A 14,159-nucleotide genomic window follows, 5' to 3' on the forward strand; every position below is an offset into this window, starting at 1 on the left:
CCGGCCCCCTCCCCGCGTACCAGTGGGGACGGGAGTCAGCGGTTCGACGAGGGATCACCATGGGCTGGGCGCACGCCTCCACCGATCGGCCGGTCGCCGGCCGTTACCGGCTGGTCGAGATCACGCATCGCGAGACCAACCGCGTCAGCTGGTACGCCGACGACCTGCGGACCGGCCGGCCGTGCCTGGCCACCCGGATCGACCTGCCGGCGGACGCCGCGGAGGGCGCCCGGCGGACGCCCTCGCGGATCCTGCGGGCCGGCGACAATGTGGCCCGGCTGTGCCCGGGCCGCATCGCGGAGGTCGTCGACGCTGTCGCCGAGGGCGGCGGGCTGTGGATCGTCACCTCATGGATCGACGGCACGCCGCTCGACGAGGTGCTGCTCCAGCAGGGCACGTTCGCCCCGGTGCGGGCGGCGGGTGTCGCGCTGGACCTGCTGGAGGTGCTGGACGCCGCGCACGCGGAGGCCGTCACGCACGGCGAGCTCAGCCCCGGCCAGCTGTTCCTGCCCGAGTCCGGTCCGGTGGTCGTCGGCGGCTACGGACTGGCCGGCACGACGTCGGCCCCCCGGCTCACGGCACCGTCGTACGCGGCGCCGGAGCAGGCCCGCGACGAGCGGCTCGGTCCCGCCGCAGACCTGTGGGCGCTGGGCGCGATCCTCTACACGATGCTGGAGGGCCGCCCGCCGTTCCGGGACCGGGGCAGGGTCGCGGCCACGCTGAAGGGGGTGGACCGGCTGCCGCTGCGCCCGCCGATGCGCTGCGGGCCGCTCACCCAGGTCGTCACGGGACTCCTCCGCAAGGAGGCCCGGGAGCGGCCGAACCGGCAGGTGGTCCGGGAGGTGCTCACCCGGGTGCTGCGCGACGACCCCGGCGGTGTCCACGCGCCGTGCGCGCGGGCGGCGTTCGGGGGCGCCTGGCGCCGTGCGGGGCGGGCGCGCAGGACCGTGCTCGCCGGCACCGCCCTGGCCGTGGTGGCGGTGACGGCCGCCGCGGTCGCCGTGGCGCGGGGGCTGCCCGGCGACGACCGCGCCGCCGGCACCCCGCCGGTTTCGGCGACCGCGTCCGGCGGCACCGCCTCACCCGCACCGGCCCCGACCGGCGCCCCCTCGCCCGCGCCCTCCGGTGCCGCCTCGCCGGGCCCGTCCCGCACCGCCGCGCCGTCCGCGCCGGGCACGGGCGCCCTCCCCGCCGGCTACCGGACCTACCGGGCGCCGGAGGGATTCTCCGTGGCCCTGCCCGCGGGCTGGGAGCGGCAGGACACCTCGCGCGCCACCCGGTTGTCCTACCGCGTCACCTTCGGCGCCGACGACGACCCGCGCACCCTCGCCGTCACCTACAGCGAGCGGGTGGGTCCGGATCCGGTCGCCGTCTGGCGGGACACCGTGGAGCCGGGGCTCGTCGGGACCGGCTCCTACCGGCGGATCGGCGTGATCCGGCCGACGACGTACCAGGGGCGCGAGGCCGCCGACATGGAGTGGCTGGCGGCGGACGACGGCACCCGGGTGCGCACCTTCGGCCGGGGATTCCTGCTGGGCGAGGGCCGGGGTTTCTCGCTGCGCTGGACCACCCCGGCCGCCGACTGGACGCGGCCCGGCAGCCGCGAGGCGCTGCGGACGGTCCTGCGCACCTTCCGGCCCGGCTCAGCGTGAGCCGCGCGGGGCGCGCAGCGCGCGCAGCGCGCGCAGCGGCCAGGGGACCAGAGGGCGGGTGAGCCAGTGCGCCCGGAAGGTGCGGTCGGAGAGGGAGCAGGTGACGCGCAGACGGTGCGGCGTCTCCAGGAAGGAGATGTCCACGGTGAGGGTGTCCGGGTCGGTCCAGCCTCCGCTCACCGCGGTCGGCTGGGCCCCCTCGGTGACGGTCCAGCCAGGACCTGTCAGGCGCGCCTCGAACCGGTGGCCGTCCTCCGTGAGGGTCAGCGACCAGCCGCCGTCGGCGTCGGCCGTGAGCTCGGCGGCGGTCAGCTTCGGCTGCTCGGCGCAGAGCCCGCCGTCCGGGGTGAACGCGGCGCCGGACCAGCCGTCGGCCGGCGCGGGGGCGCCCGGGGCCGGCGGCAGGGCGAGGCCGTTCAGGCGCTCGCGCAGGGCGGCGTCGGCCGCCTCCCGCCCGGTGAGCGGGCTCGGGCCGAAGGCGGGCAGCAGGTGTTCCCACACCAGTTCCAGGTAGCGCTGCATCTGCACGGTGGCCGTCGTGGCGGCGATCACCGCGTCGTGCTCGGGCAGCACCAGGCAGTACTGGCCGTAGGCGCCGTCGCCGCGGAAGCCGTGCCTGCCCCGCCAGAACTGGTAGCCGTAGCCCTGGTCCCAGTCCGGTCGGTCGTCCCCGCCCATGGCGCCGGCGGTGTCGATGTGCGGGCGCGTCGCGCGGGCGACCCACCCCTCGGGCAGCAGCCGCTCGCCCTCCCAGACGCCGTCGTTCAGGTAGAGCAGCCCGAGGCGGGCTATCGCGTCGGTGGTGGTGTGCAGTCCGGCGAAGCCGATGTCGCGTCCGGCGCGGTCCCGCGACCAGAGGGCCTCGCCGATGCCCAGCGGGTCGAACAGCCGGGGGCGCAGGTAGTCCGCCATCGTCTGTCCGGTGACCCGCTGCACGATCGCGCCGAGGGTGTAGGTGCAGGGCTGGTTGTAGGTGAAGAGCGTGCCGGGGTCGCGCTGCGGCGGCTGGAGCAGGAAGCCGCGCACGGGTTCGGCCGGGTCGGCGCCGAACGCCTCGTCGACGGTCTCGTGGTCATGCCCGCTGGCCATGGAGGCCACGTGGCGCACCAGCATGGCCCGGCTGCGCGGGTCGGTGATGTCCGCCTCGAACTCCGGGAAGTACGACAGCACCGGGGCGTCGAAGTCGATCAGTCCTTCCGCCTCGGCGAGCCCGGCGGCGGTCGAGGTGAAGCTCTTGCTGAGCGAGTACAGCAGATGCGGTCGCTCGGCGGTGTAGGGCGCCCACCAGCCGGAGGCCACCACCTTCCCGTGCCGCAGGACCATCAGTCCGTGCGGCTCGATGTCCGGGTCGGCCTCGACGGCGTCGAGGAAGGCGTGGACACCAAAGGCGTCGACGCCCTGGGTCGCGGGGGCTGCAGCGGGAAGGGCTCGGTGGGTCATGGGGGCATCCTGCCCGGGCCACCGCCGGGTGATCCATCGTTTTCGCCGGTCGCGGTGGGGGACCCGGACACCATGGTGCGAATCGGATACACGATGATGACCGAGCAGGCCGGGCCGCGAGAACTCGTGGAGCACGTGGTGCGCGCCGAGGAGGCCGGCTTCGACTTCTCGGTGACCTCGGACCACTACTTCCCGTGGCTGGCCGAGCAGGGACACTCGCCGTACGCGTGGAGCGTCCTGGGCGCGGCCGCGCAGGCCACCTCGCGGATCCCGCTGATGACGTACGTGACGTGTCCGACGAAGCGCTACCACCCGGCGGTGGTGGCGCAGAAGGCGGCGACGATGCAGCTGCTGTCCGGAGGCCGGTTCCGGCTGGGACTGGGCTCGGGAGAGAACCTCAACGAGCACGTGGTGGGCGGCGGCTGGCCGCCGGTGGACGTACGCCACGAGATGCTCGAGGAGGCGGTGGAGATCATCCGCGCGCTGTTCGAGGGCGGTCACGTGAACTACCGGGGCGAGCACTTCGACGTGGAGTCGGCCAAGTTGTGGGACCTGCCGGACCAGCCGCCGCCGATCGGGATCGCGGTGTCGGGCAAGCGGTCATGCGCCCTCGCGGGACACCACGCCGACCTGCTGATCGCCACCGAGCCCAGGCCGGAGCTGCTGGACGCCTTCGACCGGCACGGCGGCGAGGGCAAGCCGCGCGTGGGGCAGCTGCCGGTGAGCTACGACCCGGACCGGGACGCGGCCGTGGAACGCGCGCACGCCCAGTTCCGCTGGTTCGGCAACGGCTGGAAGGTGAACTCCGAGCTGCCGCACCCGGACTCCTTCGCCTCGGCGACCCAGTTCGTACGGCCCGACGACGTCGCCGCGTCCATCCCGTGCGGCAGCGACCCGGAGGACTTCGTCGAAGCGGTCCGCCCCTACGCCGAGGCCGGTTTCACCGAGATCGCCCTGGTGCAGATCGGCGGCGAGTCGCAGCCCGCGTTCCTGGACTGGTCGGAGAAGACGCTGCTGCCGGCGCTCCGGGAGGCGTTCGCCTGACCCTCCGTCCCGGGCCGGTGACAGATTCACCCGGAGAGCTGAGCATCTTGCGCGGAACCGGGGTACTAGAGGGCTCTACGTCGGTACGTCCCGGAGGCACCTCGTGAACTCGTTCGTGCACACAACCCTGGTGGTGGAGCTCCAGGCAGGCGACACGGAACGCTTTCCCGTGCTTGCCCACCTGAGCTACGACCCGTCGGACCCGTTCGCCGTCACCGCCGTCTTCACTCTCGACGGGCGGGTCCTGGCCCGCTGGCAGCTGGACCGGGAGATGGTCACCGACGGCCTGACCCGCCCGGTCGGCATCGGTGACGTACGGCTGTGCCCGCAGGCCCGCGGGGTGGAGCGGGAGCTGCGGATGGAGTTCCTGGGCGAGGCGCGCGCCGACGGCGGCCGGCACCACGCGGTGGTGTTCGCCTGGGCGGAGGCGGTCGGGGAGTTCCTGCACGATACCCACCGGGTGGTGCCGCCGGGGTGCGAAGAGGTGCGCGTGGACGACTTCCTCGCGGACGTCCTCGCCGGGAGCTGAAAGGGCCTCACCGCGGCAGCCGGATGACGAGGCGCGCCCCCTCCCCCGCGTCAGCGGGTGGTGTGGCGGTAACGGGCCCACATCGGCAGGCCGAACCAGCACAGCAGGTACCAGCAGACCACCCCGGCCACGAGGTACGGGACGAAGTCGTCGTGGCTGGCCACGCGCAGGATCAGCAGCAGCGACGAACTGGTGGTGACCAGCAGGAGCGCCAGCCCGAGCAGGGTGAGCCGGGAGGCCCACCGCACGGCCTGCGGTTTGATGCGCCGTCCGCTGACGAGCCGGTGCAGCGACACCGGGCCGATCAGCGCCCCGGTCGCGCAGGCGCCCAGGACCACCGTGACGATGTAGATGGTCTTGTCGGTGCCGGACAGGTCGTCGTACGTCGGGGTGAACACGACCGTCAGAAGGAAACCGAACAGGATCTGCACGCCCATCTGGGCGACGCGGACCTCCTGGATGAGCTCGGTCCACATCCTGTCGGCTCTCTCCTCCTCCGACTCGTTCCGCCCCCGGCGCCTGTTCTCGCCCCGCTCCGCGTCCGGCACGGTGCCTCCTTCGGGTAGGTCTCCCCCTTGCGGTTTCCCCGAAAAGGGGGCGTCTCCCCACCGCCGGTTTGGCGGCGCGGGGCACGGTTACACGGTCGACGACACGACCCAGGCCCGAGGAAAGTGGGACACATGCCGGACACCCAGCTCACCGTGACACTCAGCGGCGGGGACACCGAGGACGCCCGGGCGGTCGTCGGGGCGCTGGAAGGCACCTTCGGACCGCCGCAGGAGCGGCCCTCCGACACGGACGCGACGGTCCGTATGGCGACGTTCACCGGGGAGGGGCAGGGGGACGCCTCCGGGCGGACGGACACCAGGCCCCTGTCGGAGCCGGTGACCGTCACCGTGCAGGGCAGCCCGGAGGCGGTGCGCCGGGCGAGCGACGCGCTGTCGCGGTCCTTCACGACCCGCGACGAGGGCGCCGTCGCCGGCGACCAGGAGCAGGAGCGTCAGCTGCTCCTCGAAAGCTGAGCCGCCGCTCCCGCCGGCGGTGACCCGTTCCCTTACCAGCGGCCCTCGACCTGTTCGCGGATCCGCCGGTCGTACAGGTCGGCGATCGCGGTGAGGGTCGCGTCGGACAGCTCCGGCAGCCGGGCCGCCGCCGCGTTGGCGCGGGCCTGCTCGGGCGAGCGGGCGCCCGGGATGACGGTGGTCACGCCAGGCTGCTGGACGATCCAGCGCAGCGCCAGCTGGGCCGGCGTGCAGCCCTCGGGGACCAGGGCCGAGAACTCGGCTGCCGCCTCGACACCGGTCGCGTAGTCCACGCCGGAGAAGGTCTCGCCCTGGTCGAAGGCCTCGCCGTGCCGGTTGAACGAGCGGTGGTCGTTCTCCGCGAAGACGGTGTCCTTGGTGTATTTGCCGGACAGCAGACCCGAGGCGAGCGGGACCCGGGCGATGATGCCGACGCCCGCCTCGCGCGCGGCGGGGAGCACCTCGCGCAGCGGCTTCATGCGGAACGGGTTGAGGATGATCTGCACGCTGGCCACGTTCGGCCGGGCGATGGCGGTCAGGGCCTCGGCGCTGGTCTCCACGCTCACGCCGTAGGCGGCGATCCGCTCCTCCTCGACGAGGGTGTCGAGGGCGTCGAAGACCTCGTCGGTGGAGTAGACGGGCGTGGGCGGGCAGTGCAGCTGCACCAGGTCGATGCGGTCGACGCCCAGGTTGCGCCGGGAGCGGTCGTTCCAGGCGCGGAAGTTGTCCAGGACGTAGTTCTCGGGGATCTGGTCGACGCGGCGGCCCATCTTGGTGGCGACCAGCACGTGCAGGTCGGGCCGTCCGCTCAGGAACGACGCGATGGTCTGCTCGCTGCGCCCGTCGCCGTAGACGTCGGCGGTGTCGAAGAAGGTGACGCCCGACTCGGCGGCGGCCTCCAGCACCGCGAGGGCTTCCTTGTCGTCGACGTCTCCCCAGTCCGCCCCGAGTTGCCATGTGCCGAGACCGATCACCGAGGCGTGCTGTCCCGACCTGTCGAAAGTGCGCTCTTCCATGGCGGTCAGTCTGTCATCCGCTCCGGTCCGGCGACCGGCGGCTCCCCCGTTCGGGCTGCTCAGGCGGTCACGGCCGTCCGGCACTCGGGGTGGCCCCAGCCCTTGTCGTTCTTGGCGATGGGCTCGCCGGCCGCGTACGTCCGCCCGCACGGGCAGCGCCCGGAGAACTTGGCCTTGACGGTGCGCGCCGAGGAGCCGCCGGTGCGCCGGGACGTTGTGGCGCCGCCGGAGGCGCGGCGGGCCGTGCCGCCCGCCGGGCGCGGGGCGGACGGCGGCGGCTCGGGAGAGCCCTGTGCGCTGCCGGCGTCCTGCTGGGCGGAGGCCGCCTGGCTGGCGGCGCGGTCGGCGAAGTCGTTGAGCCGGTCGCCGTCGACCTGGTGGGCGGGGACGTAGCGGAACTCCACCGGGCGGTCCTGCAACAGCCCGTCGATGCGGACCACGAGCTCCTGGTTGGCGACCGGCTTGCCGGCCGCGGTGCGCCAGCCGTTGCGCTTCCAGCCGGGCAGCCAGGTGGTGACGGCCTTCATGGCGTACTGCGAGTCCATCCGGACCTCCAGCGGCACGCCGGGGTCGGTGGCGGCCAGCAGCCGCTCAAGGGCGGTGAGTTCGGCGACGTTGTTGGTGGCGGTGCCGAGCGCGCCGGCCTCCCAGCGCTCCGGTGTCCCGGAGGAGTCGGCGACCACCCAGGCCCAGCCGGCGGGCCCGGGATTTCCCTTCGAGGCCCCGTCGCACGCGGCCACCACACGTTCACCCATGCGCCCGATCATGCCACGGCCGTGAGGGTGCGCCGGTCCGGCTCAGCCGACCTCGGTGGTCTTCGGCATCTCCCCCGCCGTGGTGGTGATGTCGAGCACCGAGAAGTTCGCACCCTGCGGGTCTCTGATCGCCGCGAACCGTCCGAAGGGCGTGTCCATCGGCCCGAACCGCAGCACCCCGCCGCGCGCGGTCGCCCGGGCGACCGCCTCGTCGCAGTCGGCGACGGTGAAGTAGACGTTGATGTACGGCGGCACCTCGGGCGGGAAGTCGTCGGTCATCCGCATCCGGCCGAGGACGCTGCGCTCCCCCAGGTCGTAGACGCGGAAGTCCATTTCGCCCTCGAGTTGCTTGGCGCGGTAGGAGAAGACGGCCGGGAAGAACGCGTCGGCCTTCTCCGGTTCGCGTGTGAAGACCTCGGCCCAGCAGTACGCGCCCGGTTCGGCGACCGCCTGGAAGCCCTCGTGGGTGCCGGGCTGCCACACGCCGAACACGACCCCGCCGGGGTCGCGCGCCAGACACATGGTGCCGTAGTCCCCGACCTGCATGGGGTCCAGGAGCAGTTCTCCGCCGTTGTCCCGGATCCGGGCGGCGGTGGCGGTGGCGTCCCGGGCGGCGAAGTACAGGCACCACTGGGAGGTGCCCTCCTGCCCGGGCATGGGCGGTACGACGGCGGCCACCGCCCTGCCGTCGGCGTACGCCTGGGTGTAGTTGCCCTGCTCGGACGACGTCTCGCCGAAGGTCCAGCCGAGGACGTCGCCGTAGAAGTCCTTGGCCGCGTCGAGGTCCTCGAACGTCGCGTCGGCCCAGCACGGTGTTCCTTCGGGTGGTACGGCCATGGCTGCGGCCCTCCGCGTCGACGGTTCGGTTTTCCCCTCACGCTAGCCACGACCACCGGGACCCGCGCGCCGAGCGGCGAGGCCCTCCGGGGTGCCGGAGGCGGCTCAGCCGATCCGCACGCTTGCGATCAGGCCGTCGCGCAGGTGGAAGGTCATCGGGCCGGTTCCGTTGTATCCGTTCCCGGTGACCGCGAGGGTGACGACGTAGCTGTCCGGGTCGGGGCCGGGTTCGATCCCCTCCGTGGAGAAGTGCGACTGGACGCCGATGTTGTCCGTGCGGTTCCAGGACCGCACTCCGTCATGGCCGTGAAACTCGCGGCCCCAGTCGTTGAGGTAGGCGTCCTCGGTGAAGGCGGCCACGAAGGCGCCGCTGTCACCGCGGTTGGTGGCCTCGACGAAGGTACGGATGGCGTCGGGGAGATCAGGAGCGGTCATCTGATTCCTTCCTCACGGCGTGCGGACGGGCGGGCGCGGGGGCGGGAGCGTGGGTCCGCGGCCACGCCCCGAGCCGTCCTCACGCCTCGCCCGCGTACGCCTTCTCCAGCTTCGAGATGTCCAGTTTGCCCATGGTCATCATGGACTTCAACGCGCGGTCCGCCTTCTCGCGGTCCGGGTCGCCGATCATCTGCGTGAGCCGCTTGGCGTTGACCTGCCAGGAGACGCCGTACCGGTCCTTGAGCCAGCCGCACGGGCCGTGCTCGCCGCCGCCCTCGACGAGCTTCTCCCAGTAGTGGTCGATCTCGTCCTGGTCGTCGCACTCGAGCTGGAAGGAGATCGCCTCGTTGAACGTGAACTCCGGTCCGCCGTTCAGGGCGACGAACTTCTGGCCGTTGGCGGTGAACTCGGCGGTGAGCACGGAGCCCGCCTCGCCGGGGGTGGCGCCGGTGTTGCGGACGACGTCGCCCAGCTCGGAGTTGCCGAAGACGGAGACGTAGAACCGCGCGGCCTCCTCGGCCTGGCCGTCGAACCAGAGGCAGGTGGTGAATCCGTCGGTGTCCATGAGTACCTCCCGGGGTGCGGTGCCCCTCGTGGGAACCGGTCACGGGGGCAGACCGGTCCGGGCGCCGGAACTCATCGGTGTCGCCGCGCAGCGGCCGAGGAGGGCAGCCGGGGCCGTTCTGCCCGGGGCGAATCTGCCGCGGGCAGAGATCTCTCCCCCGGCCGGTGCGACGGGCCGACAGTGGACGCACACGGCCGCCCGGCCGTGCTCCGACGAGCAACCACGGGAGCGTCCATGTCCCCACTCACCGCCGGCCCCTGGCCGGCCGTCCGGCCCACGGCCGAGGACGGCGACACCCCGCCGACCCGGTTCGACGACCACCTCGCCGCTCAGCTGCTCGCGCAGCGGATCGTGCTGCTCGGCACCCAGGTCGACGAGGTCTCCGCGAACCGGGTGTGCGCGCAGCTCCTCGTGCTGTCCGCCGAGGACCCGCGCACCGACATCAGTCTGTACATCAACAGCCCCGGCGGTTCGGTGCACGCGGGGCTGGCCATCTACGACACCATGCGGCTGATCCCCAACGACGTGTCCACCCTGGCCATGGGCTTCGCGGCCAGCATGGGGCAGTTCCTGCTCAGCGTCGGCACGCCCGGCAAGCGGTACGCCCTGCCGAACGCGCGGGTGATGATGCACCAGCCGTCGGGGGGCATCGGCGGGACCACCGCGGACATCGAGATCCAGGCGGAGAGCCTGGAGTACACCAAGCGGACCATCGAGCGGATCACCGCCGAGCACACCGGGCAGACCCCGGAGACCATCTCCCGGGACGGCGACCGGGACCGCTGGTTCACGGCCGAGCAGGCCCTGGCCTACGGAATGGTCGACCGGGTGGTGGAGTCGCTCGACGACGTCCGGCCGGCGGCCGCGCGACCGAGGATGGGGCTGCGCTGATGGGGAGCTACACGATTCCGAACGTCGTCGAGCGCACTGCCCGCGGCGAGCGGTCCTACGACGTGTTCAGCAGACTGCTCGCCGAGCGGATCGTCTTTTTGGGCACGGAGATCGACGACGGGGTCGCCAACGTGGTCGTGGCCCAGCTGCTGCACCTGGAGTCGGAGGCCCCGGACAGCGAGATCGCGGTCTACCTCAACTCCCCCGGCGGCTCGTTCACCTCGCTGATGGCGATCTACGACACGATGACGTTCGTGCGGGCGCCCGTCTCGACCTACTGCGTCGGGCAGGCGGCGTCCACGGCCGCCGTGCTGCTGGCCGGCGGCGACCCGGGGCGGCGGTTCGTGCTGGAGCACGCGCGGGTGCTGCTCGGGCAGCCCGCCACCGGCGGGGTGCGGGGCACGGCGTCCGACCTGGCCCTGCGCGCCCGGGAGATGGTGCGGATCCGCGCCCAGGTCGAGGAGGTGCTGTCGCGGCACACGCACCAGGACGTGGCGACCCTGCGGGCCGACATGGACCGCGACAAGGTGTTCACCGCGCAGGAGGCCGTGGAGTACGGCCTCGCCGACGAGGTGCTCGCCCGGCGCCTCGTGGGCATGTGAGAGGCCGGGCGGCCGTACGGTTCCCGGTCTAGGCGGCCAGGCAGAGCCCGTTGTGCGCGGAGCCGTCTCGCACGACGGGCCGGGTGCCGACGGCGGTCCGCCGGGACGTGACCCGGACCAGCTCCGCGTGGGTGCGGGCCAGCAGGTCGCCGAGACCGAGGCCGAGCGCCCCCGCGGCGGCCGCGAGGACCTCCGACGAGGCCTCCTTGCGGCCCCGCTCGACCTCCGACAGATAGGGCATGGAGATCCGGGCGGCGTCGGCGACGTCCTTGAGCGTCCGCTCCTGGGCCTGCCGCTCCTTGCGCAGCACGTCCCCGACGAGATGCCGCCACAGCGGCTCTCTCGGCGCGGCCGGCGGGTCCGACGGCCGCGGGGCCGCCGGGCCGGAAGGCGCCGGGCCGGAGGGCGCCGGGCCGCGACGCAGGGGGATGACACGGGCGTGGTTCGGCTGGTGAACGGTCACGTCCTCAGCCTAGGAATCCCGCTCCCCTGGGCAAGGGAGCGGGATTCCGCCCTGAGTGAAGCCCGTATCCGGACGGCGATCTTCCGCCCGATGGTGCCGCGCCGCGACGGGCGCCGTACCATCGGAGGCGGCGTGACGGCCGTGCGCACCGCGTCTCTCCCGAGGTGTGCCGGGCGCGGTCCGGCCACGCGCGACAATTGATGGGCATAGGTTCGCCGGACCTGGGTACTCGCGAGGCTCAGGCACATGGCAGCCATGACGTGCGTGGGGAGAGGCAATGAGGACCGCCGTGATCCGGTCGCAGGAGCGGGACGTCGTCGAGCACACCGGGGCCGGGACGTACGGCGAGCACCTCCCGCCCTTGGTCGACGCGCGCGCCGTCGCCCCCCGCGACGCCCGCCAGCTCTCCCGCCAGTTCTTCCGGCGTCTCGCGGAGCTGGAGGAGGGGACCCTCGAGTACCAGTACGCGCGCAACACGCTCATCGAGATGAACATGTCCCTCGTCCGCTTCGCGGCCGGGCGCTTCCGCGGCCGCGGCGACGACATGGACGACATCGTGCAGACCGGCATGATCGGCCTGATCAAGGCCATCGACCGGTTCGAGCTGTCCCGCGAGGTCGAGTTCACCTCTTTTGCGCTGCCGTACATCGTGGGCGAGATCAAGCGTTTCTTCCGTGACACCACCTGGGCCGTGCACGTGCCGCGCCGGCTCCAGGAGCTGCGCGTGGAGCTGGCCAAGGCCCGCGAGGAGCTGGCCAGCAGGCTGGACCGCGAGCCCACCGTCGCCGAGCTGGCGACCTTGATGAACATCAGCGAGCAGCAGGTGATCGAGGGCCAGATCGCCGCGAACGGCTACAACTCCTCCTCGCTGGACGCCGCGCTCACCGGGGACGGCCCCGAGAACGGCGAGTCGGTCCTCGCCGACTTCATCGGTGTCGAGGAGGAGCGGCTGGGCCTCGTGGAGGACTTCCACGCGCTGGCCCCCCTCATGGCGCAGCTCAGCGACCGCGACCGCGAGATCCTGCACATGCGGTTCGTCGAGGAGGCCACGCAGGCGGAGATCGGTGAGCGGCTGGGCTGCTCGCAGATGCACGTGTCCCGCCTGATCAAGCGGATCATCGCCCGGCTGCGTACCGGCATGCTCGGAGAGCTGGGCTGCGCCTGACGGACCGACGCAGCCCGGCACCGGAAAGCGCCCCTGCCGGACGGATCCGGCCGAGGGGCGCCGGTGCGAGGACGGACCGCTCGGAAGCCGCGGGAAACGTCAGCCCTTGGTGAGGTCGAGGACCGCGCGTACGCGTTTGCCGACCGGGACGCGCTCGACGGCCACGTCCTGGGCCAGCGCGCGGACGATCTCCAGTCCGTGCCGGCCGACGCGCTGCGGGTCGCGTGGGAAGACCCGGGGCAGGGTGCCGCTGCTGTCGTACACCGCGACCGTGAGCGAGGATTCGGTGCCCTCCAGTTCCAGGATGTACGGACCGTCGCTGTGCCGGTCGGCGTTGGTGACCAGTTCGCTCACCACGAGCTGCACGGCACCGTCGACGCGCGCGTCGATCCTGGCGCACCACTCGGTCCTCAGCTGTTCGAGGAACTGCACGGCGAAGTGACGCGCCTCGGCGATGCAACCCGGCTCGCCGGTGAAGTGTGCCGCCCGCCGCAGCGGTTCCACGGGCACGTCGAAACCAGTCGGTATCACTACCCCGTCCAAGCGATAGGTCATGCGTTTCCCTCTGCGACGCCGGGTCGGCCGGACGATCCGCACCGGTCCTGGTACCCCGAGTCGGCCGGGGCACTCCACCTGATCCATGTTCGGCTTTCCGAGCCGGGGAACCCGGTGGGCCGGAGGCTCGCGAAGGGGGCGCCATGAACGGGCTGAGAGCCGTACGGAGCCTCACGACGCTGCCCGTGGTGACGCTGGGCGGTGACGCGGTGGCGCTGGTGCGGGACACGGTGTTCGACACGTCCGCCCGGCGGATCGCGAGTTTCACCCTCAGCGGGCCGGCCTTGCTGTCCGGGCCGCTGTCCCGCGACCTGCCGTGGCCGGCGGTGCACTGCCTGGGCCGCCGGGCCGTCATGATCCGGGACGCCGGGGCGCTGTTCGCCCTGTCCTCCGAGGCACGGCGGGACGCGGCCCGCGGCCGGGTGCTCGGCGCGCAGGTGGTGACCGACGACGGCGACCCGCTGGGCACGGTGCTCGACGTCCTGGTGGAGGGCGGCACGAGCGGCCGGATCGCGGCGTTCCGGCTGGCCGCGCACCGGCACCTGGTGCACGCTTCCCGCCACCACCGGCACCAGGTGTACCTGCCTGGGGGCGAGGCGTTGCGGATCACGGGGCGCACCCTGGTCGTCCCCGCGCGGGTGACGGCGTACGTGACCGACGACCTGCCCGGCTTCGTGGCGCGGGTCGACGCCCTCCACGGCCGTGCGGGCGGCGGTGTCCCGTGACGGCGCTGTTCTCCGAGGTGTGCGGGCTGCCCGTGGTCGGGGCCGACGGGGCCCGGCTCGGTGCGGTGCGGTCCCTGACGGTCGACGCGGCGTCCGGCAGGGTCACCCATGCGCGGATCGGGCGCGGACGGTGGCGCCGGGACACCGTGGTGGCCTGGGACGACCTGCGCGCGGCCGGTCCGGGGCTGCTGGCGGTCCGCCCGGCCGCCGGGCCGGCCCACCGGGTGCCGGCCCGGCGCGAGCTGCTGGGCAGCGAGGTGCTCACGGAGTGCGGCGAGGAGCACGGCACGGTGCTGGACGCGGCGTTCGACCCGTCCACCGGCCGTCTGGACGCGGTGCTGACCAGTCTGGGCGAGGTGGGCGCGGACCGGCTGCTGGGTCTCGGCGACCATGCCCTGGTGGTGCGGGACGCCCGGGGGCACCACCCGGTCTGAGGTCACGGACCCGCGCGGACGGACCTCCC

At 73.1% G+C, this 14,159-nt stretch carries 18 protein-coding genes; 9 read left to right on the forward strand and 9 right to left on the reverse strand.

Going from position 1 to position 14,159, the window contains the following annotated elements; genetic code table 11:
* Nucleotides 1-59 precede the first annotated feature (59 nt).
* A complete protein-coding gene (locus F3L20_RS21640; RefSeq protein ID WP_206338811.1) occupies nucleotides 60-1,652 on the forward strand; it encodes a serine/threonine protein kinase in 1,593 nt (530 codons plus the stop codon).
* Here the strand turns inward: F3L20_RS21640 and F3L20_RS21645 are convergent.
* Nucleotides 1,644-3,092 (reverse strand): serine hydrolase domain-containing protein, encoded by a 1,449-nt coding sequence (locus F3L20_RS21645; protein WP_150155782.1) that lies wholly within the window; start codon nucleotides 3,090-3,092, stop codon nucleotides 1,644-1,646. The two genes, F3L20_RS21640 and F3L20_RS21645, sit on opposite strands and share 9 nt — an antisense overlap.
* Nucleotides 3,093-3,164: 72 nt before the next feature.
* On the opposite strand from F3L20_RS21645, the gene F3L20_RS21650 reads away from it, so the two are divergent.
* Together F3L20_RS21650 and F3L20_RS21655 are read left to right on the forward strand one after the other, a co-directional pair.
* A complete protein-coding gene (locus F3L20_RS21650; RefSeq protein ID WP_150155783.1) occupies nucleotides 3,165-4,136 on the forward strand; it encodes an LLM class F420-dependent oxidoreductase in 972 nt (323 codons plus the stop codon).
* Nucleotides 4,137-4,239: 103 nt separating this feature from the next.
* Nucleotides 4,240-4,665 carry an SsgA family sporulation/cell division regulator gene (locus F3L20_RS21655; RefSeq protein ID WP_150155784.1) on the forward strand — a complete coding sequence of 142 codons (426 nt, stop codon included), beginning with the start codon at nucleotides 4,240-4,242 and terminating at the stop codon, nucleotides 4,663-4,665.
* 50 nt (nucleotides 4,666-4,715) lie between these two features.
* Here the strand turns inward: F3L20_RS21655 and F3L20_RS21660 are convergent, their stop codons facing one another.
* Nucleotides 4,716-5,213, reverse strand: a complete 498-nt coding sequence (locus F3L20_RS21660) for a DUF6328 family protein (protein WP_150155785.1) — start codon at nucleotides 5,211-5,213, stop codon at nucleotides 4,716-4,718.
* A gap of 132 nt (nucleotides 5,214-5,345) precedes the next feature.
* Here F3L20_RS21660 and F3L20_RS21665 point away from each other — a divergent pair, with 132 nt between their 5' ends.
* Complete coding sequence (locus tag F3L20_RS21665) at nucleotides 5,346-5,687, forward strand: hypothetical protein (RefSeq protein ID WP_150155786.1); 342 nt, start codon at nucleotides 5,346-5,348, stop codon at nucleotides 5,685-5,687.
* A 32-nt stretch (nucleotides 5,688-5,719) separates the two neighbouring features.
* Here F3L20_RS21665 and F3L20_RS21670 read toward each other — a convergent pair whose 3' ends face one another.
* The 5 genes from F3L20_RS21670 to F3L20_RS21690 form a co-directional block, all read right to left on the reverse strand.
* Nucleotides 5,720-6,703, reverse strand: coding sequence for an aldo/keto reductase (locus tag F3L20_RS21670; RefSeq protein WP_150155787.1), 984 nt, complete (start codon nucleotides 6,701-6,703; stop codon nucleotides 5,720-5,722).
* A 59-nt stretch (nucleotides 6,704-6,762) separates the two neighbouring features.
* A complete protein-coding gene (locus F3L20_RS21675) occupies nucleotides 6,763-7,470 on the reverse strand; it encodes a ribonuclease H family protein (protein ID WP_150155788.1) in 708 nt (235 codons plus the stop codon).
* 30 nt (nucleotides 7,471-7,500) lie between these two features.
* The gene (locus tag F3L20_RS21680; protein WP_150155789.1) at nucleotides 7,501-8,295 is read right to left on the reverse strand and encodes a VOC family protein; all 795 of its coding nucleotides are present in this window, start codon (nucleotides 8,293-8,295) and stop codon (nucleotides 7,501-7,503) included.
* 105 nt (nucleotides 8,296-8,400) lie between these two features.
* Nucleotides 8,401-8,730, reverse strand: a complete 330-nt coding sequence (locus F3L20_RS21685; protein WP_150155790.1) for a nuclear transport factor 2 family protein — start codon at nucleotides 8,728-8,730, stop codon at nucleotides 8,401-8,403.
* 79 nt (nucleotides 8,731-8,809) lie between these two features.
* The gene (locus tag F3L20_RS21690; protein ID WP_150155791.1) at nucleotides 8,810-9,295 is read right to left on the reverse strand and encodes a VOC family protein; all 486 of its coding nucleotides are present in this window, start codon (nucleotides 9,293-9,295) and stop codon (nucleotides 8,810-8,812) included.
* A 234-nt stretch (nucleotides 9,296-9,529) separates the two neighbouring features.
* Here F3L20_RS21690 and F3L20_RS21695 point away from each other — a divergent pair, with 234 nt between their 5' ends.
* Together F3L20_RS21695 and F3L20_RS21700 are read left to right on the forward strand one after the other, a co-directional pair.
* Nucleotides 9,530-10,186: an ATP-dependent Clp protease proteolytic subunit gene (locus tag F3L20_RS21695; RefSeq protein WP_150155792.1), complete on the forward strand. Its 657-nt coding sequence runs from the start codon at nucleotides 9,530-9,532 to the stop codon at nucleotides 10,184-10,186.
* Nucleotides 10,186-10,788, forward strand: a complete 603-nt coding sequence (locus F3L20_RS21700) for a ClpP family protease (RefSeq protein WP_024885960.1) — start codon at nucleotides 10,186-10,188, stop codon at nucleotides 10,786-10,788. Before F3L20_RS21695 ends, F3L20_RS21700 begins: the two co-directional genes overlap by 1 nt.
* Before the next feature lie 28 nt (nucleotides 10,789-10,816).
* Here the strand turns inward: F3L20_RS21700 and F3L20_RS21705 are convergent, their stop codons facing one another.
* Nucleotides 10,817-11,251 (reverse strand): helix-turn-helix domain-containing protein, encoded by a 435-nt coding sequence (locus tag F3L20_RS21705; RefSeq protein WP_150155793.1) that lies wholly within the window; start codon nucleotides 11,249-11,251, stop codon nucleotides 10,817-10,819.
* 277 nt (nucleotides 11,252-11,528) lie between these two features.
* Between F3L20_RS21705 and F3L20_RS21710 the strand changes: the two genes are divergently transcribed.
* A complete protein-coding gene (locus tag F3L20_RS21710) occupies nucleotides 11,529-12,416 on the forward strand; it encodes a SigB/SigF/SigG family RNA polymerase sigma factor (protein WP_150155794.1) in 888 nt (295 codons plus the stop codon).
* Between the two features lie 99 nt (nucleotides 12,417-12,515).
* Here F3L20_RS21710 and F3L20_RS21715 read toward each other — a convergent pair whose 3' ends face one another.
* Nucleotides 12,516-12,971, reverse strand: a complete 456-nt coding sequence (locus tag F3L20_RS21715; protein ID WP_150155795.1) for an ATP-binding protein — start codon at nucleotides 12,969-12,971, stop codon at nucleotides 12,516-12,518.
* 143 nt (nucleotides 12,972-13,114) lie between these two features.
* Between F3L20_RS21715 and F3L20_RS21720 the strand changes: the two genes are divergently transcribed.
* Both F3L20_RS21720 and F3L20_RS21725 read left to right on the forward strand, forming a co-directional pair.
* Nucleotides 13,115-13,696 carry a PRC-barrel domain-containing protein gene (locus F3L20_RS21720; protein WP_150155796.1) on the forward strand — a complete coding sequence of 194 codons (582 nt, stop codon included), beginning with the start codon at nucleotides 13,115-13,117 and terminating at the stop codon, nucleotides 13,694-13,696.
* On the forward strand, nucleotides 13,693-14,130 hold the full coding sequence (locus F3L20_RS21725) for a PRC-barrel domain-containing protein (protein ID WP_240810733.1): 438 nt from the start codon (nucleotides 13,693-13,695) through the stop codon (nucleotides 14,128-14,130). Before F3L20_RS21720 ends, F3L20_RS21725 begins: the two co-directional genes overlap by 4 nt.
* The last annotated feature ends 29 nt before the right edge of the window (nucleotides 14,131-14,159 follow it).

Source organism: Streptomyces tendae, assembly GCF_008632955.1.
Taxonomy (GTDB): Bacteria; Actinomycetota; Actinomycetes; order Streptomycetales; family Streptomycetaceae; genus Streptomyces.

What these genes read in the sequence shown, in the direction of transcription:
- F3L20_RS21690 (WP_150155791.1), bottom strand. Translation starts at nt 9,295, where the DNA reads ATGGACACCGACGGATTCACCACCTGCCTCTGGTTCGACGGCCAGGCC.
- F3L20_RS21685 (WP_150155790.1), bottom strand. Translation starts at nt 8,730, where the DNA reads ATGACCGCTCCTGATCTCCCCGACGCCATCCGTACCTTCGTCGAGGCC.
- F3L20_RS21650 (WP_150155783.1), top strand. Translation starts at nt 3,165, where the DNA reads ATGGTGCGAATCGGATACACGATGATGACCGAGCAGGCCGGGCCGCGA.
- F3L20_RS21720 (WP_150155796.1), top strand. Translation starts at nt 13,115, where the DNA reads ATGAACGGGCTGAGAGCCGTACGGAGCCTCACGACGCTGCCCGTGGTG.
- F3L20_RS21695 (WP_150155792.1), top strand. Translation starts at nt 9,530, where the DNA reads ATGTCCCCACTCACCGCCGGCCCCTGGCCGGCCGTCCGGCCCACGGCC.
- F3L20_RS21665 (WP_150155786.1), top strand. Translation starts at nt 5,346, where the DNA reads ATGCCGGACACCCAGCTCACCGTGACACTCAGCGGCGGGGACACCGAG.
- F3L20_RS21700 (WP_024885960.1), top strand. Translation starts at nt 10,186, where the DNA reads ATGGGGAGCTACACGATTCCGAACGTCGTCGAGCGCACTGCCCGCGGC.
- F3L20_RS21640 (WP_206338811.1), top strand. Translation starts at nt 60, where the DNA reads ATGGGCTGGGCGCACGCCTCCACCGATCGGCCGGTCGCCGGCCGTTAC.
- F3L20_RS21710 (WP_150155794.1), top strand. Translation starts at nt 11,529, where the DNA reads ATGAGGACCGCCGTGATCCGGTCGCAGGAGCGGGACGTCGTCGAGCAC.
- F3L20_RS21675 (WP_150155788.1), bottom strand. Translation starts at nt 7,470, where the DNA reads ATGATCGGGCGCATGGGTGAACGTGTGGTGGCCGCGTGCGACGGGGCC.
- F3L20_RS21645 (WP_150155782.1), bottom strand. Translation starts at nt 3,092, where the DNA reads ATGACCCACCGAGCCCTTCCCGCTGCAGCCCCCGCGACCCAGGGCGTC.
- F3L20_RS21670 (WP_150155787.1), bottom strand. Translation starts at nt 6,703, where the DNA reads ATGGAAGAGCGCACTTTCGACAGGTCGGGACAGCACGCCTCGGTGATC.
- F3L20_RS21680 (WP_150155789.1), bottom strand. Translation starts at nt 8,295, where the DNA reads ATGGCCGTACCACCCGAAGGAACACCGTGCTGGGCCGACGCGACGTTC.
- F3L20_RS21715 (WP_150155795.1), bottom strand. Translation starts at nt 12,971, where the DNA reads ATGACCTATCGCTTGGACGGGGTAGTGATACCGACTGGTTTCGACGTG.